29 protein-coding genes and 2 tRNA genes are annotated in these 26674 nt (G+C 42.3%); all 31 read right to left on the reverse strand.

Annotated elements, in window-relative coordinates; genetic code table 11:
* Positions 1–320: 320 nt before the first annotated feature.
* Entirely contained in the window at positions 321–488 is a 168-nt protein-coding gene (locus tag QN079_RS12530) for a hypothetical protein (protein WP_005228760.1), read from the reverse strand.
* Between the two features lie 153 nt (positions 489–641).
* Positions 642–713: transfer RNA gene (locus QN079_RS12535), tRNA-Gln, on the reverse strand.
* A 4-nt stretch (positions 714–717) separates the two neighbouring features.
* Positions 718–801, reverse strand: a tRNA-Tyr gene (locus tag QN079_RS12540).
* An 85-nt stretch (positions 802–886) separates the two neighbouring features.
* Positions 887–1120, reverse strand: a complete 234-nt coding sequence (locus QN079_RS12545; protein WP_289229860.1) for a DUF2969 domain-containing protein — start codon at positions 1118–1120, stop codon at positions 887–889.
* 126 nt (positions 1121–1246) lie between these two features.
* Positions 1247–1894: a CBS and ACT domain-containing protein gene (locus tag QN079_RS12550; RefSeq protein WP_289229861.1), complete on the reverse strand. Its 648-nt coding sequence runs from the start codon at positions 1892–1894 to the stop codon at positions 1247–1249.
* Between the two features lie 3 nt (positions 1895–1897).
* Positions 1898–2599, reverse strand: coding sequence for an ABC transporter ATP-binding protein (locus QN079_RS12555; protein ID WP_015510178.1), 702 nt, complete (start codon positions 2597–2599; stop codon positions 1898–1900).
* Complete coding sequence (locus QN079_RS12560; protein WP_015510179.1) at positions 2599–3375, reverse strand: ABC transporter ATP-binding protein; 777 nt, start codon at positions 3373–3375, stop codon at positions 2599–2601. The genes QN079_RS12555 and QN079_RS12560 overlap by 1 nt, the downstream gene beginning before the upstream one ends.
* Positions 3356–4333, reverse strand: a complete 978-nt coding sequence (locus QN079_RS12565; RefSeq protein WP_005228744.1) for a branched-chain amino acid ABC transporter permease — start codon at positions 4331–4333, stop codon at positions 3356–3358. The genes QN079_RS12560 and QN079_RS12565 overlap by 20 nt, the downstream gene beginning before the upstream one ends.
* Positions 4334–4342: 9 nt before the next feature.
* The gene (locus QN079_RS12570; RefSeq protein ID WP_289229862.1) at positions 4343–5221 is read right to left on the reverse strand and encodes a branched-chain amino acid ABC transporter permease; all 879 of its coding nucleotides are present in this window, start codon (positions 5219–5221) and stop codon (positions 4343–4345) included.
* A gap of 108 nt (positions 5222–5329) precedes the next feature.
* A complete protein-coding gene (locus QN079_RS12575) occupies positions 5330–6517 on the reverse strand; it encodes an ABC transporter substrate-binding protein (protein WP_289229863.1) in 1188 nt (395 codons plus the stop codon).
* A gap of 284 nt (positions 6518–6801) precedes the next feature.
* Entirely contained in the window at positions 6802–7683 is an 882-nt protein-coding gene (locus QN079_RS12580) for an ROK family protein (RefSeq protein WP_289229864.1), read from the reverse strand.
* A gap of 124 nt (positions 7684–7807) precedes the next feature.
* On the reverse strand, positions 7808–8266 hold the full coding sequence (locus QN079_RS12585) for a GNAT family N-acetyltransferase (protein ID WP_289229865.1): 459 nt from the start codon (positions 8264–8266) through the stop codon (positions 7808–7810).
* A 39-nt stretch (positions 8267–8305) separates the two neighbouring features.
* Positions 8306–8581 (reverse strand): membrane protein insertion efficiency factor YidD, encoded by a 276-nt coding sequence (gene yidD, locus QN079_RS12590; RefSeq protein WP_016608771.1) that lies wholly within the window; start codon positions 8579–8581, stop codon positions 8306–8308.
* Positions 8582–8671: 90 nt separating this feature from the next.
* Complete coding sequence (locus QN079_RS12595; RefSeq protein WP_005228723.1) at positions 8672–8848, reverse strand: DNA-directed RNA polymerase subunit beta; 177 nt, start codon at positions 8846–8848, stop codon at positions 8672–8674.
* Between the two features lie 21 nt (positions 8849–8869).
* Complete coding sequence (gene murA / locus QN079_RS12600) at positions 8870–10162, reverse strand: UDP-N-acetylglucosamine 1-carboxyvinyltransferase (RefSeq protein ID WP_289229866.1); 1293 nt, start codon at positions 10160–10162, stop codon at positions 8870–8872.
* Positions 10163–10252: 90 nt separating this feature from the next.
* A complete protein-coding gene (locus tag QN079_RS12605) occupies positions 10253–10486 on the reverse strand; it encodes a DUF1146 family protein (protein WP_008380880.1) in 234 nt (77 codons plus the stop codon).
* Positions 10487–10646: 160 nt separating this feature from the next.
* Complete coding sequence (locus tag QN079_RS12610; RefSeq protein WP_005228716.1) at positions 10647–11069, reverse strand: F0F1 ATP synthase subunit epsilon; 423 nt, start codon at positions 11067–11069, stop codon at positions 10647–10649.
* Between the two features lie 31 nt (positions 11070–11100).
* On the reverse strand, positions 11101–12507 hold the full coding sequence (gene atpD / locus QN079_RS12615; RefSeq protein ID WP_289229867.1) for a F0F1 ATP synthase subunit beta: 1407 nt from the start codon (positions 12505–12507) through the stop codon (positions 11101–11103).
* A 26-nt stretch (positions 12508–12533) separates the two neighbouring features.
* Positions 12534–13436: a F0F1 ATP synthase subunit gamma gene (locus QN079_RS12620; RefSeq protein ID WP_005228710.1), complete on the reverse strand. Its 903-nt coding sequence runs from the start codon at positions 13434–13436 to the stop codon at positions 12534–12536.
* A 15-nt stretch (positions 13437–13451) separates the two neighbouring features.
* Positions 13452–15008 (reverse strand): F0F1 ATP synthase subunit alpha, encoded by a 1557-nt coding sequence (gene atpA, locus QN079_RS12625; RefSeq protein ID WP_005228708.1) that lies wholly within the window; start codon positions 15006–15008, stop codon positions 13452–13454.
* Between the two features lie 23 nt (positions 15009–15031).
* Positions 15032–15574, reverse strand: a complete 543-nt coding sequence (locus QN079_RS12630; RefSeq protein WP_010749797.1) for a F0F1 ATP synthase subunit delta — start codon at positions 15572–15574, stop codon at positions 15032–15034.
* Positions 15561–16085, reverse strand: coding sequence for a F0F1 ATP synthase subunit B (atpF, locus tag QN079_RS12635; protein WP_005228706.1), 525 nt, complete (start codon positions 16083–16085; stop codon positions 15561–15563). The genes QN079_RS12630 and atpF overlap by 14 nt, the downstream gene beginning before the upstream one ends.
* A gap of 88 nt (positions 16086–16173) precedes the next feature.
* Positions 16174–16386, reverse strand: a complete 213-nt coding sequence (gene atpE, locus QN079_RS12640) for an ATP synthase F0 subunit C (RefSeq protein WP_005228705.1) — start codon at positions 16384–16386, stop codon at positions 16174–16176.
* Positions 16387–16418: 32 nt separating this feature from the next.
* Positions 16419–17138, reverse strand: a complete 720-nt coding sequence (gene atpB / locus QN079_RS12645; protein ID WP_008380872.1) for a F0F1 ATP synthase subunit A — start codon at positions 17136–17138, stop codon at positions 16419–16421.
* Positions 17139–17431: 293 nt separating this feature from the next.
* Positions 17432–17890 (reverse strand): SsrA-binding protein SmpB, encoded by a 459-nt coding sequence (gene smpB / locus QN079_RS12650; RefSeq protein WP_008380870.1) that lies wholly within the window; start codon positions 17888–17890, stop codon positions 17432–17434.
* A 15-nt stretch (positions 17891–17905) separates the two neighbouring features.
* On the reverse strand, positions 17906–20266 hold the full coding sequence (rnr, locus tag QN079_RS12655) for a ribonuclease R (RefSeq protein WP_289229868.1): 2361 nt from the start codon (positions 20264–20266) through the stop codon (positions 17906–17908).
* 3 nt (positions 20267–20269) lie between these two features.
* Positions 20270–21022, reverse strand: a complete 753-nt coding sequence (locus QN079_RS12660; protein WP_074536100.1) for an alpha/beta hydrolase — start codon at positions 21020–21022, stop codon at positions 20270–20272.
* A gap of 123 nt (positions 21023–21145) precedes the next feature.
* Positions 21146–21382 carry a preprotein translocase subunit SecG gene (secG, locus tag QN079_RS12665; RefSeq protein WP_005228700.1) on the reverse strand — a complete coding sequence of 79 codons (237 nt, stop codon included), beginning with the start codon at positions 21380–21382 and terminating at the stop codon, positions 21146–21148.
* 156 nt (positions 21383–21538) lie between these two features.
* Positions 21539–21811: a GNAT family N-acetyltransferase gene (locus QN079_RS12670; protein ID WP_015510184.1), complete on the reverse strand. Its 273-nt coding sequence runs from the start codon at positions 21809–21811 to the stop codon at positions 21539–21541.
* A gap of 17 nt (positions 21812–21828) precedes the next feature.
* On the reverse strand, positions 21829–22785 hold the full coding sequence (locus tag QN079_RS12675) for an alpha/beta hydrolase (protein ID WP_289229869.1): 957 nt from the start codon (positions 22783–22785) through the stop codon (positions 21829–21831).
* Between the two features lie 138 nt (positions 22786–22923).
* On the reverse strand, positions 22924–26493 hold the full coding sequence (locus QN079_RS12680) for a Cna B-type domain-containing protein (protein ID WP_289229870.1): 3570 nt from the start codon (positions 26491–26493) through the stop codon (positions 22924–22926).
* Positions 26494–26674: the final 181 nt, after the last annotated feature.

Here is a 26674-nt window from a genome sequence, read left to right on the forward strand (position 1 = left end):
GATACTCAATATAAAACTTATAATTTGTGCAAATAACCTCCCTATTTTATCTAGAAAATCGATAAATTATCGCCTAAAATAAGGCAATTTACATCAAAATATTTTATTTTTTGATTATTTAAATTCAATTAGAAAAAACAGCCTATAATAATATAACAAAGCATACAAAACGATCGGTGATGACAAGCTGACGAATTAGTAAACTATCGCTAATTATTTCTTCATTTTTATTTTTTCAAGAAAACAAAAAAAGCACCGTGCTGTGCACAAGTGCTTCTCAAGGTGGATCCTTTAATAAAAAAATGTTTCCGTGATTCGTATCAATGATTTTTTGCGCGCCATTTGATCGTGTCTTTTGTCTTACGTTGTTTTGTTACTTTGATTCCTTTTGGAGCCACACGAATCGCATAGTCTTCCTTTTTGACAACGTCATAGACATGCTCGGCAACTTCCGTTACTTTTTCTTTTAGATTCAGTTTAAATTTCATGTGTTTTCATCTCCCGAATACTTTACTACTAGCGTATCGCAAATAAAAAAAATCTTCAACTTATAGCCCTTCCTCAAACCAAAAAAAATAATGGTTAAATAACGAAAAAAAACAGCAAGACTATTCGCTGTTTTTTTCTGCGTATTCATCTGACTGGGGTAGCTGGATTCGAACCAACGCATGACGGAGTCAAAGTCCGTTGCCTTACCGCTTGGCTATACCCCAATAATGGTGGAGGAGAGTGGATTCGAACCACTGAACCCTAAGGAACGGATTTACAGTCCGTCGCGTTTAGCCACTTCGCTACTCCTCCAAAAGGTTTTTCTCAAACCTGACAATAGTTATAATACCGAAAAAGATAACAAATTGCAAGAGCAAAAAGTAAATTTTTCTAGAAATTATTCATGTAAATGCCATTGGCGAATAATCATCTCGATCGCAGCTTCTAAACTTCTGCTTGAACCTAGATCTTCATCCCCTAAAAAGCTTTGAAATTCTTTCGGTCCAGTCGTTAAAATCTCACCGATACGTTTTTTACCAATAAATAATTCATTGACGGTATAGTCTTTGCCATGAATGGCTTTCGTTGTTTCTTCAATACGGACTTCGATATCTTTGTTTTTCTTAGACATGATTGCACCTCTTTCTTTACAGCACCTTCCTATTTTAACAGAAAACCAGCAAAAGAAAAAGAAAATCTCATCTGGAACGAAAAAAAGTAGTCAATCGTTACGATCGACTACTTTTGCTGCTTTGTCTCATTTCTGGTTCGTCAAGACAGCACTGGTTACGGCATACCCCGCATCGCTTAAGATTTTCTCAATCGCTGCGACTTGGCGCGACTCTACTTGGATCTCAACAATCGTTTTTAGCGCCATCCGATTGACTACGATGGTCAAAATACTCATCTGATGATCGGCAAGCAGTTTGGTCACGTCTGCTAACACGCCTACATGGTCATCCGTGATCTCGATGGACACTCGGGTTCCGCCATCATGGTAGCCAGTGATTTTCAAAAAGGCATCGAAAATATCATTGTTGGTAATGATTCCCACTAAGGCATCATCATCCATGACTGGTAAAACCCCCACGTTTTCACTACGCATGACGGAAATGGCGTCCTCTAATAGTGCATCTGGTTCAATCGTGGTCACTTTTTTCAACATGATATCAGCGACCGTCGTTTTATTTAAGAGATAGTTCATTTCATAAACGCTTAAGCTTGTCGCTTTTGAGGGAGTTGCTTCAGCGATCGTTCCTTCTGTGATCAACCCTACTAATTTACCATCGTCAACGACGGGCAGACGGTGGATATCGTGCTGCTTCATTAAATCTACTGCATCAAAGATCGGTGTCTGCGAATCGACGGTGACGACCGTCTTCGTCATAAAATCACTTACGCTCATTGTTTAGCCTCCTAGATACGCTTTTCTTACTTCATCACTTGCTAGTAATTCTTCTCCAGTACCTTCTAAAACGATTTTCCCCGTTTCTAATACATAGCCGCGATCGGCAATCGATAAAGCCATTTTTGCATTTTGTTCAATCAGTAGCACAGTCGTTCCTTGCTGCTTGATTTCTTGAATGATTGAAAAAATTTCTTTGATAAAAATCGGTGCCAAGCCCATCGAGGGCTCATCCAGCAAGAGCAAGCGCGGTTTTGACATCAATGCCCGCCCCATTGCCAACATCTGCTGCTCACCGCCAGATAATGTCGACGCATCTTGCGAGAGGCGTTCTTTCAATACAGGAAACTTGCGGTAAACTTGTTCATAGTCTTCTTTGACACCACTGTCTTTACGCAAGAAGGCGCCCATCTCTAAGTTTTCTTGAACCGTCAATCCTGAAAAGACATGCCGCCCTTCTGGCACTTGCGACAAGCCGTTTGCGACGATTTTTTGCGGCGCTTCTTTCTCAATTCGTTTTCCTTCAAAAGTGACTGAGCCATTTGAGGGGCGGATCAATCCAGAAATCGTCCGTAAAATCGTGGTTTTCCCTGCACCATTGGCACCAATCAGTGAAACGATCTCCCCTTGATTGACGTGGAAGGAAACATCATGGACCGCTTGGATCATGCCGTAGTGTACACTTAAATTTTGAATTTCCAGCATCAGATTTCCCCTCCTAGATAAGCTTCGATCACCCGCGGATTGTTTTTGATCTCTTCTGGTTCACCGTGGGCGATGACTTGGCCGTATTCCAGCACATAGATCCGCTCGCACACTTCCATGACCAAACTCATATCATGCTCAATCAAGAGGATCGTCAATTGAAAATCTTTTTGGATCTTATAGATCAGCTTTGTCAGTTCTGTTGTTTCTTGAGGATTCATCCCCGCAGCCGGCTCGTCAAGAAACAGAATTTTTGGTTCTGTAGCCAATGCGCGTACGATCTCTAACCGACGCTGCTCGCCATAAGGCAAATTTTTCGCTAACGTTTGACTTTTGCCATCCATATCAAAGATCCGTAACAGCTCTAAGGCTTTTTTCTTCATGGACGCTTCGTTTTTGTAGTACTTTGGCAAACGCAGGATGCTAGTCAGCAGTCCTTCTTTATGCTTACTGTTCATAGCGATCAAGACGTTGTCCATCACAGTCAAATTTTTAAACAAGCGAATGTTTTGGAAGGTTCTTGAAAGACCTAAATCCGCAATTTTATAGGGCTTCACGCCATTTAAACGTTTTGGCTTACCTTGGGTCTCAAAAAGCACTTCCCCTTCACTAGGTTCATACACACCTGTCAGGAGATTAAAGAGCGTTGTCTTGCCAGCACCGTTTGGTCCAATCAATCCGACCAGCTCATTGGTATCTAAATGGAGGTCTACATGAGAAACAGCAGCTAAACCGCCGAAGTTTTTCGTTAAGCTTTTAACTTCTAATAGAGGCATCGTTGTCATCCCCCTTTTTTCTAAATTTATCCAGCAGTCCTTTTACGGAGAATTCCCATGTCCCTAAAAGTCCGCTTGGTTTAAAGATCATGATGATGATCAAAGCCAATGCATAAATGATCATGCGCAAATCAGAGAAGCCTTGCAAGTACATATTTAAGATTCCTAGCACTACTGCCGAAACAACTGCTCCTGTGGTACTCCCAAGCCCTCCAAAAACGACGATGATCAATACATCGATCGATTTCATAAAACCGTAATCTCGTGGGAAAACCGACTGCTGATAGCTGGCATAAAGGGTACCAGCAATGCTTGCCATCACTGCCCCCATTACAAACGCAATTACCTTGTATTTCGTTGTGTTGACCCCCATTGATTCTGCAGCGATCTCATCTTCCCGAATCGCTAAAGTCGCCCGACCTGGTCCGCTATGGATAAAGTTTGACACGACAAGAATCGATAAAACGGCAAAGAGAAAGACGATCTGCCAATTACTGAATTGGGGCAATCCGAAAATTCCAGCAGGACCATTGGTCAAGCCTCGTAGGTTCACCAACAAGATCCGAATGATCTCTGCCACACCTAAGGTAGCGATCGCTAGATAGTCGCCTTTTAAACGGAGGGTCGGAATCCCAACCACTAATGCGACTGCACCTGAAACCAGCATCCCCACCAGTAAACCAGTTAAAAAGCCACCAAAGGTTGGATTGCTTGCCGACAGGATCGCGCCAGCATAAGCACCGATTGCCATAAATCCAGCATGTCCTAAGGAGAATTGCCCTGAAAAGCCGATGATCAGATTCAAACTGACTGCCAAGATGATATTGATGCCGATATTGACGATGATGGCATCAGAGAACAAATTGATCATTCCGCCATTGTAGGCTGCAAATAATCCAAAATAAAGAATAGCTGCCAGAGCGAGCCAGATTAAGTTGTAACGTAAATTCTTTTTCATTTCTGCCACCTACACTTTCTCTTTGATATTTTTGCCGAGGATCCCAGCTGGACGAACCAACAATATAATTATTAAAATGACATACACTAAAGCATCCTTATAATCAGAAAAACCAAGCGCTGTCGCTGCTGTTTCCACCAAACCGATCACAAAGCCACCTAAGGCTGCTCCAGGAATGATCCCGATCCCGCCAAGAACCGCTGCAACAAAAGATTTCAGACCAGGAACGACGCCCATTGATGGATCAATGGAATTATAATACAAACCGATCAGCATCCCGCCAGCTGCAGCCAAAGCCGAGCCTAAGGCAAAGGTAAAGGAAATCGTTAGATTGACATTGATCCCCATCAAACGCGCTGCATCTGCATCAACACTTACTGCCCGCATCGCTTTTCCCATACGGGTCTTTTTCACGATCAATTGCAAGAGAATCATTAAGGTAACCGAAACAGCCAAGATCAATAACTGGACATTACTTACTTGAACAAACCCGATGGAATAAGTTTGTCGTTCAATCGCTTGCGGAAAGGGGCGCACATTGGCTGAAAAGAAAAAGATCATGACATTTTGCAAAAAATAAGAAACCCCGATTGCCGTGATCAGTGCCGAAATTCGCGTGGAATTGCGTAAGGGACGATACGCTAAAAATTCGATCGTTACCCCAAGAGCTGCACTGGCGATCATTGAAATGAACAACGCGGGGAAAAACCCTAATTGCCATTGATTGATCAAAAAGTAACCGATAAAACTACCGATCATGTAAACTTCTCCGTGGGCGAAGTTGATCAACTTGATGATGCCATACACCATCGTATAACCCAACGCTAACAAGGCATAGATACTGCCTAGAAACAAGCCGTTGATCAATTGTTGGATCATCATTTCCATATACTCACTTCCAATATCATTTATTATGGTCATTCTTTTAGAGAAAAGAAACTGAGACAAACACATCAGGTCTGTCCCAGTTTTCACTGCCAAACAACTGCGGGTTTTTTAAGGTTCCACAGTGTCTGCTGAGGTTTCTTTCCCGTCAGTCAATCCTAAAACAACTGCTGATTTTTCAGGGTTATGATTTTCATCCATCGTGATTTCACCGGTCACACCGACAAAGTCTTTCAGTTCAGACAAACCAGCTGCGATCGCCAATGAATCTGCTGAGTTTTGATCTTCGATCGCTTGTTTGATCATATAAACGGCATCATAGGCTAATGCATTAAAAGCAGAAGGCTCTTTGCCATATTTTTCATTGAAAGCTGCCACAAACGGCTCAACTTTGTCGTTTGCTGGTGCTTTGGAAGAGAAGTGACCTGTATAGTAAACATTGCTGACATTTTCTGCACCAGCTGTTTGAACCATTTTTTCATCACCGAATCCATCCGCACCAATGATTGCTTGATCAATTCCTAATTCTCGCGCTTGCTTGATGATCAAACCAGCTTCTGTGTAGTAGCCTGGAATGAACAAGACATCGAAGTCGACATCTTTGATTCTTGTAAGAACTGCTTGGAAATCTTTGTCGCCTTCGGTAAAGTTATCCTCTAAGACGATTTCGCCTGGGTAGCTTTCTTTAAATGCTTCCGTCAAACCAATTGCGTAGTCACTTGAGTTATCACCCAAGATTACGGCTTTTGAAGCATCCAAATTTTCTGCTGCATATTTTGCCAAGATTGTTCCTTGGAAGCTATCTTGGAAACAAGAACGGAACGCAAATTCTTGGACTTTTCCACTGGTATAAGCAATCGCATCATCGGTACCTGAAGGAGTGACCATCGGTACTTGGGCTCTCGTCACATTCGGTAAAGCCGCCTTTGTGGCACCTGAAGTTGCTGGTCCAATAATGGCAACGACTTTATCATTGGTTGCTAAGTTGGCTGCTACTGTCGCAGCTTCATTGTTATCTGATTTGTTATCTTTCGAAATGATTTCAATTTGTTTTCCAAGAACGCCGCCGGCAGCATTGATTTCTTCGACCGCCAAGTCGATCCCCTCTTTTTCAGCCGTCCCATAAGCAGCAACTGCTCCAGACAACTCTAAGTTGGCACCAATCTTAATGGTATCTCCCTCTTGTTTATTGCCACCTTCAGCAGCACCACTGCTATCCGTTGGTCCACCTGTTGGTCCTGCACTACAAGCTGTCAATAAAAACAAACTCGCAAACAAAAATGCAAATTTCTTTTTCATAATTTTCCTCTCCTTTACTTCCCCTGAATATGTTATCCAATATACTGAAAAATCTAGGAAATGTCAACGAATTATCAGAATATTTCACCTATTCAGAATTTATTTTTTTCGCCGATAAAAAATGGTGCTTTTAAAACATTGATCCAGCAACAATGGAATCGCTTTTCTAATTTTTTGATAAAAAGAAAAGCAAGCAAAGGTTTTTCCCCTTTGCTTGCTGCCGATACGCTTTGATTTGATACTTTTTTCTTCAAACGGACGTTTGAAAACATTACATCCTCATGTTAGCGGCTATTTCGTGGATACAATGCTTGAAAATTTGCTGCCGCCCCAACTAAATTGGCATCATTGCGATAGTCACATAACTTGATCAATGGGACGAAATCATTTAATGCTTGATCCGCCAACATTTTTTCCAAGCGCTGGTCAACTTCTTCTAACAAGCCTTTTTTGGCACTGACACCACCGCCGATAATGATCACTTCAGGATCAAAAGCAAACTGAATACTGAACAGTCCTTGTGCTAAATAGTTGTAAAATTTATTGACTTCCTCGATCGCAATGGCATCGCCATCTTCTGCACGTTGAAAGACCTCTTCACCGGTAATCGTCGTTCGATCCACTCCGATCCGATCACAATACCGCCAGGCCATCTGAACCGCTGTCCCTAGTTGCGAAAATGTTTTGCCTTGATCTAGGATCATCAACCCAAATTCGCCACCGTATAAATGTGCCCCACGGACTAGCTCACCATTTTGAAACAGGGTACCGCCAACGCCTGTTCCGATCACAACGAAGGCTGCTTGCTGATACTCTTTGCCCGCTCCTTGATAGAATTCAGCCATCCCAGCGCAATTGGCATCATTTTCGATGGTTACGGGTACCCCAAACGCTGCTTCGAGTTCTGAGTAAATATCAAACCCATGGATATAAGGGATCGCACTAATGCCGTCGATCCGCCGTTCTTGGGCATTGACCGCACCTGGCGCACTGATTCCAACGCCTTCAATCTCTTCATCTACGCTTGCCCTCACTTGCTGCAGCTGTGCTTTCATTTCCTCCCAAGTATTTGGAGTAGTGAACTTCCCTTTACTCACCAAAGAATCTTGTGCCCAGACGCCATATTTTACTGCTGAACCACCCATATCAAAGACTAAAATCGCCATTTTTTTCCCTCAATCCTTTATTATTCTGATACTGTCTATTTTACCGCAAGTCGGCGCTTGAAGAAAGCGATTTCCGAGGACAAGAAAAAAACAGTCTCATTCACTTAGACTGTCTCTTCATCCATTAGAGTTGTTTTTCCAAAATCACTTGATCGAACAGCTGCTGCCCATTCTCAAAAATCGGTTCGACATAGTGGGTGGTGAAATAATTCTTCACTCGCTCTTTTTCAACATAGCCTTGCTTTTGGTACAAAGTCAAGGCTGCAGAGGGCAGACTACCAGTTTTGATCACTACGATCGGCCGTTTTGCCCCGAGGTACTGACTAAGGATCGCTTCTTCGGCAGCTTGCAGCAATTGACGACCGATGCCCATTCCTTGCTTTTCTGGCGAAACGGCCACATTCATAATCTCCCAGTTCTTGCCTTGATTTTGATAAACTAGCACACCAATCATTTCTCCAGCTTCTTCATAAACAAGTGTTTGGCTATTATATAGATAGCTTTCTACGACTGCTTTTTCAGGATCTGCATCCAGCAGCAACGCCCAAGGATACGCTTCATTAGGGGCGATTGGACGAATCATGGCTTTTTGGCTCCTTTTTTATATTTCTGTTGATTCCTTTTAACTTTTCCGATAACGGTACGTTGGTTTGACTTTGTCTTTCGTATTTCGTTTTAAAGTAAACGTCTGGGGTACGTAATCTATTCCGCCTTTTACAAAGGGATGGCAGCGTAAGATACGAGCTACCCCCATCAAGCCTCCTTTGGCTGCTCCATGGACTTGGATGGCTTGGATCATGTATCCTGAGCAAGTCGGATAATAACGACAGCTAGGAGGAAATAATGGGGAAATAAAACGTTGATAGAAACGAACAAAGCCGATCAAAAGTTTACTCATTCCTTGCCAGCCTTTCTTTTTAGGTACGATTCAGTAAAGATAGATAGAAAAAACTAGGACTCAGCACGTGGCGTAAGTCCTAGTTATGGTTTATTTCATAAACTCAAAGATATGATTCCAAAGACTTGGAGAGAATACTTTAAAAGGACTGCCGTCACCGATCACTCCATAACCAATCATCGTTCCTGCTAGGAACAATAAAATAGCTAATAAAATGACGATTAAAATTTTTATCAAGCTAGTTAAAATATAACGGTTCAACTTCACTTTTTTTCTCTCCTACTCCTATTAGGCGTTAACTGGTACGACTTCTTCTACTGCGTCAGAAACTCGTTCAACAGATGCCCCTAATTGTTGCAATTTTTCGTGGAATTTGTAGTAGCCGCGATCCAAATATTTTAGATTGCGAACACGCGTCCGTCCCGTTGATCGCAAACCTAATAAAATCAACGCTGCTGCGGCACGTAAATCTGTCGCATAGACCAGCGCACCTTGTAATTCATGACCGCCTTCGATCACTGCAACGTTGCCGTCAATTTTTACATGGGCATTCATGCGACGCATTTCTTCTAAATGTTGGAAACGATTCTCAAATACCGTTTCATTCACAACACTCGTTCCTTGCGCTAATAATTGAATAGCAGACATTTGCGCTTGCATGTCCGTAGGAAAACCTGGATGTGGCATCGTTTTTACATCAGTCGCTTTCAAGCGTTCTGGTCCGACCACACGAATCCCTTCAGCGACTTCAGTCACTTCTGCGCCCATTTCGATCAATTTTGAAATCAATGGACGATTGTGCTCTGAGATCGCATCTTTAATAATAACGTCTCCTTGAGTCATCGCTGCTGCAACCATAAAGGTTCCTGCTTCGATACGGTCTTGTACGATCGAATGGTCTACTGCATGCAGGTGTTCGACACCTTCAATACGCATCGTTTCGGTTCCTGCACCAAAGACCTTGGCACCCATTTTATTCAATATGTTTGCTAAATCAACGATTTCTGGCTCACGAGCGACGTTTTCGATGATGGTGATGCCTTTAGCTTTTACGGCAGCCATCATGATATTTTGCGTTGCGCCGACACTTGGGAAATCCAAGTAAATGCTATTGCCTTTTAACTCATCGGCGATCGCTTCTATGTATCCATCTTTTTGGATGATTTGCGCGCCTAGTGCTTGAAATCCCTTCAAATGTAAATCAATTGGTCGTTTGCCGATTGCACAGCCGCCAGGCATTGCCACTTTGGCATGTCCATTACGGGCTAACAAAGGCCCCATGACTACGATTGAAGCGCGCATTTGGCTCACATACTCATACGGTGCTTCGATTGCTAATTCTTGTGACGCATCGATCGTCATTGTGTTGGTTTCTTCTTCAAAATCGATTGCGACATTTAAATGCCGAATCACTTCTTTCATTGTTAATACATCGGAAAGGATCGGTACATTTGTTAATGTCGTTGTTCCTTCTTCCGCTAATAAGCTTGCCGCTAAGATAGGTAGAACAGCATTTTTTGCCCCTTCGATCTTCACTGTTCCAGTTAATCGATTACCACCTTGAACGATCATCTCTTCCATTTATGTTCCCTCCAAATAATGCAGTGACTCACACAAATCTTGCCAATTATAGCATAATATTCGGTGTTTTTGCATATATTAATGAAATTCTTAAAAACCTGTTAAAAATAAATTACGACATAGCGCAATCAACTCAAGGAAAAAAGTACTGGCGGTGTAGCCTAATGCAATCGCAAGAAACACCATGACCATTCGTATCTGAGTCGTTCGTAAAGCTTTAAAAAAAGCATCGATCCGCACAGATTGCAATGCCCAAAATGCTAAATAGATGAACGCTAAATGACTCACGATTCGAATGATTGCATCAATTCCATACACTTGCATACTTCCTGCTCCTTTTTTCATAATTGAACATTCCTATCATACCACAAAGATGTCAAGATAAAAAATAATCTTTCTTGAAACCTTCATGAAAAGACTTTAAAAAGTTTTTAAAACGTTTTCTTGATGAAACAAAAAAACAAAGGCAAGATGCCCTTGTTTTTTAGGAATGTTTTGACACGTTGATTCGATTGATGGCGCGGTGCAAAGCAACCGTTGCGCGCCGAAGCTGGTCGATATCCTCGACTTGTTTGGCTTCTTCGATTTGGCGTTCTGCACGCTGTTTTGCTCTTTCTGCACGTGAAACGTCGATGTCACGATCACGTTCCGCACTATCGGCTACGATCGAGACAACATTGTCTCGCACTTCTAATATACCGCCGTTGACAGCGACCCAGTCGACATGGGTATCTGAATCGATCCGTTTGACTCGGACTTCATCAATCGTCAAAGGAACGATGATTGGGGCATGGTGCGGCAAAATACCGATTTCACCATCTGTCGTACGTGCAACCACGATTTTCGCGTGATGATCGTAAACCAAACCAGCAGGTGTCACCACATTGACTGTTAAAAATTGATCCATGAGGTTCCCCTCTTTCTTCAAGGCTGGTTAATTAATAGCCAATTTTTTTCGCTTTTTCAATGACATCTTCAATTCGTCCAACACTGCGGAAGGCTTCTTCTGGAAGATCATCATATTTTCCTTCAAGAATCTCTGCAAATCCTTTGATGGTTTCATCAACTGGCACATAAGAACCAGGTTGTCCCGTAAACTGTTCCGCTACGTGGAAGTTTTGTGACAAGAAGAATTGAATGCGGCGTGCGCGGGCAACTAAGGTTTTTTCATCATCAGACAGTTCATCCATCCCTAAGATGGCGATGATGTCTTGTAATTCCCGATAACGTTGCAACGCATGCTGTACTTCAGTCGCTACTTCATAATGTTTTTCACCAACGATTTCAGGTGCTAACGCACTAGAAGAAGACGCCAGTGGATCAACGGCAGGATAGATCCCTTGTTCGGTCAATTTACGTTCCAAGTTGGTTGTTGCATCCAAATGGGCAAAAGCAGTCGCAGGTGCTGGGTCTGTATAGTCATCGGCAGGGACATAGATGGCTTGAATAGACGTAACCGAACCTTTTTTCGTCGATGTGATCCGTTCTTGTAATTGCCCCATCTCAGTTGCTAATGTTGGCTGATACCCAACGGCAGACGGCATCCGACCTAGTAAGGCAGATACTTCAGAACCTGCTTGGGTGAAGCGGAAGATATTATCGATAAACAAAAGCACGTCTTGTCCTTCCACATCACGGAAGTACTCGGCTAATGTCAAACCAGTCAAGGCTACCCGCATCCGGGCACCTGGTGGTTCATTCATTTGTCCAAACACCATGGCTGTTTTTTCGATAACGCCAGATTCTTTCATTTCATTATAAAGGTCATTTCCTTCACGTGTCCGTTCACCAACACCTGTGAAGACAGAGATCCCACCATGCTCTTGGGCGATGTTGTGGATCAATTCTTGGATCAAGACGGTTTTACCAACACCGGCACCACCGAAAAGTCCAACTTTCCCCCCTTTTAAATAAGGAGCTAACAAATCAATGACTTTGATCCCAGTTTCAAGGATCTCCGTACTTGTTGACAATTCATCAAAGTCAGGTGCTTTTTTGTGAATCCCACTGCGGGGTGCCTCTTCAGGAAATGGTGCTTCTAAATCGATGGTATCCCCTAAGACATTAAATACCCGTCCTAATGTTTCTGTCCCAACTGGAACAGAGATGGAGGCGCCTGTATCGATTACTTCCATTCCTCGTTGTAAGCCATCTGTTGATTCCATGGCAATCGTACGGATAACGCCGTCGCCAAGTTCTAGGGCAGCTTCTAACACAACTTTTGTTTTCTGCTCATCTTTTTTGTAAACAATCAACGCATTGTTGATATCTGGTAATGATTGGTCTAGAGAGAATTCCACGTCAACAACGGGACCAATGACTTGAACAATCTTGCCTGAACTCATTCGTATTCCTCCATTCGTTCTTGAAACTATTCTAACGCGGATGCCCCCGCCACAATTTCAGTAATTTCTTGGGTGATCGCTCCTTGGCGCGCTCGGTTGTATGAGATCGTCAAGTCCCCAATAATATTTTTGGCATTATCTGTTGCTGTTTTCATCGCTGTCATTCCGGCAGCATGCTCGGCTGTTTTTGCGTCAACAATCGCACCATAAATCAAGCTTTCAGCGTATTGAGGCAGTAATTGATTCAAAATCGCTTCTCTGGAAGGTTCAAACAAGTATTCTTGTTCATAACTTTCGGCTTCTTCAGGATCTAAATCGGATATCGGCAACATTTTCTCCACACGAAATTGGCTAGTCAATGAATTGATGTGATGGTTATAACACACATATAATTCATCGAAGACCTCGTTTTGGTACATCGTGGTTGCCAATGTTACGATTTTACGTACCTCATCAAAGCTTGGTTGATCCGAAAGGTTTCTTAACTCGTACGCCAAATTGATGCCCCGTGCTTTGAAAAAGTCAGCGCCAGTTGCACCAATGGCAATCATGACATACTCTTCTTCTTTTGCATGGTCTTCATCCAGCATGGTCATCATCTGTTTTAAGATGGAACTATTATAGCCGCCCACTAGACCGCCATCAGAAGTGATGACGATATAGCCTGTGCGTTTGACCGGGCGACTAACCAACATACTGTTATAGTTCACACCATCTTTAGGACCAGAACCTGCAAGATCGGAAAGCTGCTGCGCAGTCAAATGCGTAACGATTTCACGTACTTTGTTGGCATACACTTGAAACTGTTTCGAATGAGCTTCAGATTTTGTTAATTTTGCAGCTGAAACCATTTGCATGGCCTTTGTGATTTGGCTGGTTTTCTTTGTTGAGGCAATTCGTTGCTTGATTTCATTTAATGAAGCAGCCATTTTCTCTCACCTCTTTTATGCGTTTTGCATTGTCGATATTTTATCTTGCGGTGTCACCCGAGAACTGTTGGATGCCATGAAAATATCTTTGAATGCTTTAATGGTGTCATCTAACAAGCTTTCTTCTGGCAAGTCTTTCGTTGTCCGAATGGTTTCAAAAATCGTTGCTGCGTTTGCTTCGATATACTCAAATAATTCTGCTTCAAAGTCCAATAGTTTATTGACAGGTACACTATCAATGAATCCATGCGTCAACGCATAAAGAATCACGACTTGTTTTTCGACTGCCAATGGTTCATGTAGTTTTTGCTTTAAGATTTCAACGGTGCGACGACCGCGGTTTAATTTGGCTTGTGTCGCAGCATCTAGATCAGACCCAAATTGTGTGAAGGCTTCTAGTTCGCGGTAACTTGCCAAGTCCAAACGCAAGGTTCCAGCAACTTTCTTCATCGCTTTGATCTGTGCAGAACCACCAACCCGTGAAACGGACAATCCAGCCGCTACGGCAGGACGCACACCTGAATAGAACAGGTCATTTTCTAAGAAAATTTGTCCATCTGTGATAGAAATCACGTTGGTTGGGATATAGGCTGAGATATCCCCCGCTTGCGTTTCAACGAATGGCAGTGCCGTCATTGATCCGCCACCTAGTTCATCACTTAATTTCGCTGCACGTTCCAATAAACGAGAATGCAAGTAGAAGACATCCCCTGGGTATGCTTCACGACCTGGCGGACGGCGTAGAAGTAGAGAAAGTTCACGGTAAGCGACTGCTTGTTTTGATAAGTCATCAAAGACGATCAAAACATGTTTGCCGTTATACATGAATTCTTCTCCCATTGCTGCCCCGGCATAAGGTGCGATGTAAAGCAATGGTGCTGGTTGTGAAGCACCTGCTGAAACAACGATCGTGTAATCAAGTGCACCGTAACGGCGTAATGTTTCTACTTGTGCACGAACCGTTGAGTCTTTTTGGCCAATAGCGACATAGATACAGATCATGTCTTGCCCTTTTTGGTTGATGATCGCATCGATCGCAATCGTTGTTTTCCCGGTTTTCCGGTCACCGATGACTAATTCCCGTTGGCCGCGTCCGATTGGCACTAAAGCATCAATAGCTTTCAACCCTGTTTGCATTGGTTCCGATACGGATTTCCGTTGCATTACACCTGGTGCGGCTGCTTCAACTGGGCGTGATTTGTCTGTTTCGATCGGACCTAAGCCATCGATCGGTTGCCCTAATGGATTCACTACCCGGCCAATTAATGCATCGCCGACAGGAACTTCCATGATTTTACCGGTTCGTTTTACTTTGTCTCCTTCACGAATGGTTTCAAAATCACCTAGGATGATGATCCCGACGTCGTTTGATTCTAAGTTTTGTGCCATCCCATAAGAACCGTTTGAAAACTCAAGCAGTTCTCCACTCATGGCATTTTCTAAACCGTGGGCGCGGGCGATCCCGTCCCCAACATATGTGACAGTACCGATTTCTTCTACAGAAAGTTCGTTCTGATAATTTTTAATTTGCTCTTTGATCAAGGCACTAATTTCTTCTGCTTTGATGGCCATCCGATTCACCTCTTATCTCTTGTTTATCTGCCGATTTTTTGTCGCAGATAATCCAGTTGGCTCTTAATACTACCGTCGATCACTTGATGATTTGCTTCAACGATGACTCCGCCTAAAATCGTTGGATCGACCGTTTCTTTCAATTGTGCCTGCTTGTACCCAAGCTTATCGGCGATTTGCTTTTCGATTTTGCTTTTTTGTTCTGCTGACAAAGCAACAGCCGTTGTGATCGTTCCGAGAACAAGACCTTGATATTCATCGTAACGACGTTCGTATTCATCAATGATCAGCAATAGATCATCCATGCGATCATATTCATAAACGATCTCTAAGAAATTTCTGACCAAGCCTTCAAAGCCCTTCAGCAATTGATCGACTAATTGTCTTTTTTCATGGAGATCCAAGCGGTTATCCGTCACTATCTGACCGAATGTTGGAATCTCCTGATAAATCTGACGCAAGGTCATTAATTCTTGGTAAACTTCTGTCAAGCGCTGTTCTTCCATCGCCAATTCGAACAAGGCTTTTCCATAGCGTTTTCCCACTGTGAATTTATCGAGTTTCATTAACTGAACCCAATCCTTCGATATATTGATTGATTAGGGATTCATGATTTTCGGGAGTCAATTCGCGGCCTAAGATTTTTTCTGCGATTTGAAGCGAAAGTTCTGCAACATCATCTTTCACTTCTTTTAACGCAGTTTCTTTTTCAAGGGTGATATCTGAGTTTGCTTTTTCTTTCAAACGAGCCACTTCTTCTTTGGTCTCGCTCAAAATATTTTGTCGACTCAATTCCCCGCTATCTTTGGCGCTCTTGATGATCTCCGCAGCTTCAGAATGAGAACGTGCCAATTTTTCTTGGCGTTCTTTTTCTAATTTTGCTGCATTCAAGCGTGATTGTTCCGCTGAATCCAAATCATTGGCGATTTTATCTTCCCGTTTTTGCATCATGCTGCTGATGGCATCCCATGCAAAATGTTTCAATAAGAATAGCAAAAGAAGAATTGATCCGCTGACAACGATAATATTGCCAAGCATTGGATTTTGAACTTCCGCTATAACCAACTGATTTAGCATAACGATTCTTCCTTTCTGAAAGTCATTGTTTCATTAGAAAAAAGCAAAAACGAGTGCAATTGTTCGTTTCTGCCTTTTCGTGCTTGTCTTATCGGAAGACTAATAACAGCGCGATAACTACCCCTAGAATCGGTACAGCTTCGACTAACGCGACCCCGATAAACATTGTTGAACGTAGTTGACCTGACATTTCAGGTTGGCGTGCCATTGATTCGATCGTTTTTGCGATTACTTGTCCGTTACCATACCCTGCACCAATTGCTGCTCCGATAATTGCTAATCCTGCTCCAATAAAGTTCATTCTTTTTTCCTCCTAATTGTATGTCGATTCGATTAATGTTCTGCCACGATTTTGTGGCTCATAAATACCATGGTCAATGTAACAAATACATAAGCTTGGATCGCTCCAATAAAGAGTGAGAAGCCAATCCAGATCATTTCTAGCGGCATCACGATCGGTAATGACCACCAACCAAGACTAATAAACATGTTGGCAATCAATCCTAATAACACTTCCCCCGCGAATATATTTCCATATAAACGCAAGCCTAACGTGATGACATTCGTAAATTCTTCGATGATTTTTAGCGGTAATAAGAACCCCACCGGTTTCAAGTACGAATTGATCAAGTAATTTTTGAAGCCCAACGACTTGATCCCAAAGAAATGTGTCAAGGAAATAACCATAAGTGCGAGTGTCAGTGTAACAAACGGGTCTGCTGTCGGACTTTTCCATAAGGTAATGTCATCTGTCGTCACGATTTTTGTGACTAACCCGATCTCATTTGCCACAAACACAAAAAGAAACATTGTTACACCGAGCAAATGAAAGTTGTTCACTTGAGATCCTGGTAGATTGTCCGCTACGATACCGCGAACAAAGTCAATGACCCATTCAATGAAGTTCTGCTTCCCTTTCGGTTTCATTTGCAGATTACGTGTACAAATAAAGACCACCAAAAAAACAATAATACAAGAAATGATTGTCATCATAGCTACAGTTCCATCAAACCATATAGGACCGATATGAAACATAAGCGATTTATCTTCCAATCTTTCTCACCTCTTTTCCTGTCATCTCCAGAAAAAAATCTGGTGTTACAATGCGTTTCCTCTCATAACAATCGGTATCATACCACCACGAATGGAAAATTTCAAAGCATTTTCAAGAAAATTAGACAAAAAACTCACAATGCCAAAAATCCTAAATTAAATGAAAAATTCCCGTGTCGCTATGTGGAAGAAAAAGCCTGTTATATCAACAGCTTTCCCTTAAATGCTACCAAATTTAGCGCGATTTTCAAAGCAATAACCTCTATCGGATTCTAAAAGAAGTTCTTAGAAAATTAGAAATTTCTAAGAACTCGGTCAATTTGTCTTTCTTGATCTTTGCGTTTTAAGGATTCCCGCTTGTCATATTCGCGTTTTCCTTTCGCTAAACCAATCAAAACTTTGGCATAACCATCCTTGATATACACCTTTAACGGAACGATCGTCATGCCTGTATTTTTTGTTTCGCCAATCAGACGAGCAATCTGCTTTTTATGCAGTAACAGTTTTCTTGTCCGTAGTGGATCATGATTAAAAATGTTTCCTTGCTCGTATGGGCTGATATGCACATTGACTAAGAATGCCTCACCATTGCGAATGCGTACAAAGCCGTCTTTCAAATTGATCCGACTATTACGGATCGCTTTGATCTCTGTTCCCTGTAAGACGATCCCCGCTTCGATCGTATCGAGGATCGTGTAATCATGGCGGGCCTTTTTGTTTTGGGCGATTAATTTCCCTTCTCCTTTAGGCACGGGCCATCCCTCCAATTATTTTTTCTTGATTCCTTTGTAAAAAGGTTTTTTCTTTTTCACTTTGCCACCTTTCTTTGACTTGCCTTTACCGGTTTGTTCAAAGCGTTTCCCTTGTTTTTTCTCAGGGTTGTGTTGTTTTTTCCCGCGACGGTTCGCTTCATTTTTTTGATGGTTGTTTCGTTTGTTGGCTTTTGGTGCTTGCAGTTTTTCGACTTCTTCTGCTGCTACCAATTCGAAATCGATCTCTCTTGTTTCAGGATCAGCTTTCACGACTTTGATACGAACTTTTTGACCAATTTTAAAGGTCAAGCCTGTTCGTTCACCTACAAGTGCCAGATGGTTTTCCAAATAATGGAAGTAATCTTGCTTCAGATTATTGATATGGATCAGCCCTTCAATCGTGTTAGGCAATTCAATAAACAAGCCAAACTTAACGACGGAACTGATGATACCGTCAAACTCTTCTCCTACTTTATCGGCCATATACTCAGCTTTTTTAAGCGCATCGACTTCTCTTTCTGCATCGACTGCTCGTCGTTCCATTTGGGAGCTGTGCATTGCGATGTCAGGCAAGATTTCAGCCCATTTGTTTTGGTTGGCTTCAGAGACATCTTCACTGTAAGAACGAATCAAGCGATGCACGATCAAGTCGGGGTACCGACGGATCGGTGACGTGAAGTGAGTATAATCTTCCGCTGCCAAACCATAGTGGCCGACGTTTTCTTCTGAATACTTCGCTTGCTGCATACTTCTGAGCAGCATCGTATTGACAACCATTGCCTCTGGCTTATCTGCGACATCTTCAACCACTTTTTGCAGTTGTTTTGGTGAGATCGAGCCGTTGGTTTGTTTGACTACAATCCCTAAAGCAGAAGCAAAATCAAAGAAGCGACGCATTTTCTCTTCTTTTGGTTCCTCATGGATCCGATAAATAAATGGTAAATGCTTCCGATTGAAATGGCGCGCCACGGTTTCATTGGCTGCCAACATGAAGGACTCGATCAATCGTTCGCCGACGCCACGTTCTCGCAGAACGATTTCTTGCGGGTGTCCTTCTCCATCGACCAAGACTTTCGCTTCGCGGTCTTCAAAAGAAACCGCCCCACGCTTGATCCGCATCGTTTCTAACACGTGGTGCAAGGCGGCCATATCATGGAACATCGGTACTAGTTCCCCATATTCTTTGCTGGTTTCTGGATCATTGTCTTCAATAATTTGATTGACTGCCTGATAAGTCATGCGGGCACTTGTTTGAATAATACTTTGGAAAATATTGTAATCCGTGACGATCCCCTCTCGGTTGATCCACATTTCACAGCTCATGGCCAACCTTGGGACATTCGGATTCAACGAACAGATCCCGTTTGATAAACGTTGTGGGATCATCGGGATCACTCGATCCGTTAGATAGACACTCGTTCCCCGCTCAAAAGCTTCTTTGTCCAACGCACTGTTTTCTGTCACATAATAAGAAACATCTGCGATATGCACACCCAAATAGAAGCTGCCGTCAGGCAATGCTTTTACCGTCACCGCATCATCCAAATCTTTGGCATCCGCTCCATCGATCGTTACGATCTGTTGATCTCGCAAATCCCGTCGTTCTGGAAAGTCAGCAGGATCGATCGTATCGGGTACTGCATCTGCCGATGCCAAGGTTTCTTCCTCAAATTTTGTGGGAATCCCATTCGCCACGACGATCGATAAAATATCCATTCCAGGATCGTTTTTATGCCCCACAACTTTTGTGATCAACCCCTCTAAGCTTTTCGAATAGCCTTTTTCTGGATAATGGCTGATCTCAACGATCACGATGCTGCCGTCTACTGGACGAATTCCTTGGGCGCCGATAAACACCTTTAAATCACTTAGTTTTTTATCTTTAGGTTGAACAACGCCATATAGATCCGATTCTTCGATCTCTTTTTCGTCAAATAATGTAAACTCGCCGACCAACTGACTAATGGCGCGTTGTTTGATTTCTACGACCTTTCCCTCTGCGCCGCGATCTGAAAAAGGATCGGCAACATGCACGATGTCTACAGCAACGGTATCGCCGTCCATGGCATAGCCTGTTGCTTCTTTAGGGATATAAATATCGTCTTCTTCTTCATCCAACGTGACAAAGCCGAAGCCCCGCTCGTTGGCACGAAAGGTTCCTTCCACAAACACTCGTTTCATTGGTAATTTCACTTTGCCTTTTTTGTTAAAAATCACACTGCCTTCTCGTTCCATCGCCGCTACTGTCTGGACAAGATTCTTAAAGTCTGTACTTTTTTGAAGTCCTAGACCTTCAGCAATTTCTTCCATTGAAAAACTTTTTTTACGGCTTTCTTCGAGAAACTGAACAATTTTTGTTTTAATCGTTTCTGTCATAACTCACTCTTTCCAAGCAAGTGTTTCTAAGAAAGCAAACACATCCTGCTCTAATTTTTTCCGTTCTGGTCCAACTGTCACCACATGACCACTTTGAGGATACCATTGAAGCGTATAGGGAACATGGGACAATGCCGCTGCGGTTTTGAAAACCGTCTGTGGATCGATCATTTGGTCCCTTCCTGCTTGCGCCAGGAAGATTGGGCGCTCGATTTTTCCTAAATGCTCGGCTGTGGTTTGTCCGACTGTTTCGATTCCTTGCAGTTGTTCTCTGACCTTACGAGGGACTTCTGCCAATATTTCTTTTTGGGTCGCCTCATCTAAATCAGCGTAGGGTATGACCATTTCAGCATACTTTTCAAAATTGACTGGTACTTCGTTCTTGGTTTCAAATAACGGTGAGCAAAAAAGACCGCCGCCCATCAATGTTGGGTCTTGCGTCAAACGATCCATCGCTAAAATCCCACCCATCGAAAGTCCAAGAACGGCAACTTCCTCATAGCCTTTTTCTTTCACATAAGCAACTGCATCCGCAGCATCCTGCTGCCAAACAGTCATTCCTTGATTTAAGATATCATCTGGATTCGGTGTACCATGTCCAGTAAACATCGGTGTATAAACCGTGTAGTCTTTTTGTTCTAACGAACGACAAAGCATGCGCACATCGTTAGGACTGCCTGAATAGGCATGGAACAAAATGACCGCTCGTTTGCCGTGTTCAGCAAAAACCGGTTTTGGTTGATTAAATGTTTTCATGTTTCCTTTCACCTCACGTCCAATTCTACCATAGTTAGCAAGAATACTTCGACAAATGCGATCAAAATCTTCCCGTTAAAAAGAAAAAAACCTCTCTTTACGAGAGGTTCGCTAACAAAGTGATTAGTTTGATGAAAGAAAAGCCAAAATAAAGAGCAAGACCATCCAAACAAAACCTAAAATGGCCGTTGAACGCTGCATCACCGCTTCAAATCCACGGGCTTTTTGCTTACCAAACAATTGATCTGCACCGCCAGTAAAGGCACTAGCTGCACTATTTTGCTTGCTAGGCTGCATCATGATCGTAATGACCATTAAAATCGAAATAACGATCACAGCAGTTAATAAGATGTTATACACGTTAGCTCCTCCTTGCTTGCTAAAGTCGTCCTTTCCATTTTAGCATTTTCCGCTGGAAATTACTACTCTCTTTTTGTCATTGACCGTTGCATGACGGTTTAAAAAAAAGACTGTCCTTTCTGACAGCCTTTTTCTCATAGATCACTTTCGTTCAAATCAGCGAACGAGTACGTCATCGTATTCTGGTTTTTCTTTGAACTCTTTGACCGCAAAGGAGCAGACAGGCATAATTTTTTTCTCTTCCCGTCTTGCTTTTTCAACAACCGCTTTGAGTAATTTTTGCGCCAATTGCTGGCCGCGATAATCAGGATTAACGAAGGTGTGGTCTACTTCTAGAACATCATCTGGCGTTTCTTGCCATGTGATTTCTCCCACCTCTTTTTCTCCATCATACAAAGCAAAACGTTTATTTTCTTCTTTGATTTCCATTGCTTTCTTCCTTTCTATCAGACGATGTCTGTATTTTGTTTGATATTCTCAATGAATTGCAAAACGGTTGGCCAATATTCTGGTGCATCTTTCACTGCCTGTAAATGTCCCATATTCGCAAAGAGGACTTTTTGTTTCGGTCCAGCCGTTGCTTCCATTAAGGTATTGATCTCTTTTTCCGAAAGAAACGAATCTTTTTCTCCTTGTAAAAACAGCACAGGTAAATGGTTGCTGCCGACTTGTCGGGTCACCGAGATCTGCAAGAAGGGATAACCGACTAATTGTTTGCTATAGCGATTCGCTAAGCGCAAAAAGCGTTTGATCGGTAACCGATAAAATTGCGGCAAGCTTGATCGGATCGCACTGTAAACGGACGTATAGCTGCTGTCTGAGATCAACCCAGCCACTTGCACCGGCATGACTTCTCCACTAGCCAGCAGCAAGGTCGCAGCCCCCATTCCTAAACCATAGAGGAAGATTTGTGTTTGTGGGTCTTTTTCCAAAATCTTATCGATCCACAAAAACAGATCCATCCGATCTAGCCACCCTAAACCGATCTCTTTGCCTTCACTGCGGCCATGTGCACGTAAATCAGGAACTAAAACATTGTAACCAGCAGACCAGAATTTCTCGGCCGCCTCTTGACAATCTGCTTGCCCATCACTGCGATACCAATGCAAGCAGATCACCCACGTTTTTGCACACTGATCAAAGACTTCCGCTGTTAGGATCAGATCATCGGCGGTCGTTACCGTACATTCCGAACCTTGTGCCCAAAAAGCCGAACTCTTTGTTGCGATCCGCTCTTTGTATGGAATCCCCAGTTTCTTTCTGCCTTCTTTTTCATACCATTCATTGTTTCGCATAATGATCGCCGAAACAAAATAGCGTACGCCCTTTTTCAAAACAGACGTGCGATATACATAGTACACCAAAAAACCAAAAATAAGCAGTAATAGCAATAGCCAAACCATAGGATCCCCCCTTAATTTTAGTTTACCATTTACAATGGATTTCAGCCAAAGTTTTGTCGCACGTCTTAAATAAGTCCTATACTTTAAAAAAACTTTGCCCTGACTTCTAGCAGAGAAGCAGGACAAAGTTTTAATTGGTTAACTATGTTTTCGTCGATAAAGTATGCCAACGCTTGTAACGAGTAAAATACTTCCAAGGATACTCCACTCATAAGAAGAGCGCTCGTTTGTCTTAGGCAATCGTTTTTCAGTAGTCGCATGGTTTGCGTCATTCTTGTTGTCATCTTCCGATTGTTTAGAAGTATCTGGCTTTTTAGGTGACAACGGGACCTGCGGCTTTTTAGGATCACTCGGTGTTTTTGGTGTCTCTGGCCCTGTATAAGTGTTGACTAAGTTATAGCCATTTATTTTGGTGGTGTAATCTGGAATTTTTCCTTCTTGGATCGTGTAAGTGTAGGCTTTTCCTTCGGCATCGTATTTTGGCAGATTGTCAAAGCGATAAGTCCAGTTGCCTTTTTTATCTGCTTTTACAATTCGTTTGTCGATCTCTTTACCGTTTTGCATTAATTCTACAGTAATACTTTCTGGCCGTGTGTTGAGCTGATTGTTGTTATCATTCCATGTTTTCGTACCTGAAACTGTTGTTGTTTCCGTATTGTGGTACGTGTTGACTAGGTCATAACCGTTGATTTCACTGGTGTATCTTGGAACATTTTCTTCTTGTATCTTGTAAGTATATGCTTTTCCTTCGGTGTCGTATTTTGGCAGCTTATCAAAGCGATAAGTCCAGTTGCTGTGGTTATCTGATTTTACGACTTGCTTGTCGATTTCCTTATCATTTTGCATCAGTTTGACAGTGATGCTTTCAGGGCGGGTATTGAACTTATTGTCGTAGTCATTCCATGTCTTTGTTCCTGATATTTCTGTCGTTTCGGTGTTACGGTAGGTGTTGACTAGGTCATAGCCGTTTACTTTGGTTGTGTATCCTGAAACTTTTTCTTCTTGGATCGTGTAAGTGTAGGCTTTTCCTTCGGCATCGTATTTTGGCAGATTGTCAAAGCGATAAGTCCAGTTGCCTTCTTTATCTGCTTTTACAATTCGTTTGTCGATCTCTTTACCGTTTTGCATTAATTCTACAGTAATACTTTCTGGCCGTGTGTTGAGCTGATTGTTGTTATCATTCCATGTTTTCGTACCTGAAACTGTTGTTGTTTCCGTATTGTGGTACGTGTTGACTAGGTCATAACCGTTGATTTCACTGGTGTATCCTGGAACACTTTCTTCTTGGATCTTGTAAGTATATGCTTTTCCTTCGGCGTCGTATTTTGGCAGCTTATCAAAGCGATAGGTCCAGTTGCCTTTTTTATCTGCTTTTACGATTTGATCGTCGATTTCCTTATCATTTTGCATCAGCTTGACAGTGATGCTTTCAGGGCGGGTATTGAACTTGTTACCATAATCATTCCACGTCTTCGTTCCCGATACTTCTGTTGTTTCAGTATTGCGGTAGGTGTTGACTAGGTCATAGCCATTTACTTTGGTGGTGTATCCTTCAACGGGTGTTTCTTGAATTGCGTAGTCATAGGTCTGACCAGATTCGTCGGTTGTTGGTAGATCGGTAAATTCATAATGCCATTCCCCCTCTTTATTCGGGGTAACCGTTTTTGTTTGGAACACTTCACCGTTTTGCAGTAATTGAACCGTGATGCTTGTCGGACGGGTATTAAATTTGTTGTCATAATCGTCCCACGTTTTGGTTCCGCTGACTGTCGTTGTATCAAGAGACAGCAGGTGATTCATTGCAGCTAGTTTGATTATCGGTACAATCGTTTCATTGGCTTGAAGATCCCAGCGGTGGGTTTCCGCATTGACCAATACCGTATCAGCAATGATACTGCCGTCAACATTTTGGTGGACATCAACTGTATCACCAACAGCCAAAATTGTTCCTTGGAAGGGACTATTAATCGAAATCATTTGATTTTCTGGCTGATTAATAAAATTCCACAGGATAACGGCATCATCAAAATCTTCTGTTTCATGACTATTGCGCGTCGTGCCATCTGTATATTCTAGTTTGATTTGCGACTTGATATTAACGGTACTTGCTCCTTCGGTATCCACATTGATGAGTACAGGAGTCGTGCCTTTTGTTAGCCCTTTGATGGTAATTGGTGTATCTTTTTCTAATTCTGTTTTTGAAAGAGTAACGACTACCTTTTGATCTTCTTCATCAATAGTATCTGCCGAAAAGGAAATTGGTTTCTTGTCGATTAGATAACCATCTGGCGCTTCTGTTTCAACAAAGGAATAGTCCCCTTCTGGAAGATCCGTTTCGATTACTTGTCCATCATCATTTGTGACCTCTTCATCAACCTCTTTATGCGTCTTTTTATTTTGAAGTTCGTAAACACCGTCATCAAGCGGGTTGCCTTGTTCATCCGTTAAGGTCAACACAACCTCTTGCGTATCATTTTCAGCACGGGCGGTATTGATGACCCGCTGATTATTATCAGTAAAATCTTTGGTTACACCGGGTGTTTGCGGATAGGCTCCTAGCCTTTCTGACGTCGCCTGTAACGTTGAAAATACCTTTTTAAAATCTATATACGGTTCACTTGCGGATTGATCTTGGAAAACTTCGGAAGTTTTCAAGTGATCCATTCTCTGTCCATTTACAAAAACGGCAGGTTGTTGATTTTGATCTGCTAAATCTACTGTGACTGATGGGCCAAAGACAACTTTGTTTTTTCTGCTATCATTTCCTGACACAAAAGAAGAATTTGCGATCGTATTGACCTTTTGAATATAATTGATTTCTGTTGTCAACGAACCATCCTGAATACTGGTTCCAAAATTGACATTGCCATTTAGTTCCCCCCCTGCTAAGTTTCCGTTCGTGTGAGTATTTAGCGTCGCATGGTTAGCAAAAATATGAAAATACTGAGCTTCTCCTAGAAGTACGTTATCAACTTCTGGCACATCATTTTTAAAGCTGCCGCCACTTGAAAGTTGTGAAGCTGCTGGCGCACTTGCTTGTGTATCAAGTGGTGATTCGATTGCTGTTGATGCGGTAGTTGATTCTGCTTGTGGTTGTGACTCGCTGCTTTTTGTGGCAGGCTGTTTTTCGGAAGCCTCTGTTTGTTCCTGACTGTCAGCAAGCACTGCTTCGGCACTCGTTGCTTCTGTGGATTGATTGTCAGGTAGAACAACTGCTACATCTGTTGTGTTGATAATGTTTTCTTTCACTTGTCCATTTTCTTCCTCTGTTTGAAGAAACGCGGATTTGATTGTCAATGTTTCAAGACCTTTTGTCTGAAATGTTAGCGTCATTTGGCTAAAGGAGCTGCTAGTAGTTTTTTCCATCAGCTGCTGTCTTTGCGGATCATATGTAAATAGCGTGCCGTTGCTTTGGATTGATTCTGGCAGAACCGTTTGTTCTCCTTCACTCAAGCTGAATGCCAGTTGATTAGCAGCAGACTGCTGATTCTTTTCTACCTCGATCGTCCAAGTGATTTCTCCTGTCGTAAGATCTGGTAATGAGGTCACTTGCGCTGTTCCTTTTTCATTTTGAAATAGAATTATTTTGGTGTTTCCCTCGATGTCCGCATGAGCTGTAACGACTGGTAACAATGGTGTCACATAGGACATTACAAGCAAAGACAACATAACAATCGGGTAAGATATTTTTTTCACATAAGTACGCATTTCTCTTCCTCCAAACAACAAATTTTACTCAGGTGATTATCCTAATCGGAAAGAAGAAAAAAAGCAAAGCTAGTAAAATTTAAATTCTGTGAAAAAAGTGAGAGAAACCATTGATACCTGTCTTTTGATTTCAAGCGAATTTGTGAAAATGAAATAGGATTTCTTTAAAATCAAAATATAA

This window comes from Enterococcus sp. FZMF (assembly GCF_030263915.1).
Taxonomy (GTDB): Bacteria; Bacillota; Bacilli; order Lactobacillales; family Enterococcaceae; genus Enterococcus_D; species Enterococcus_D casseliflavus.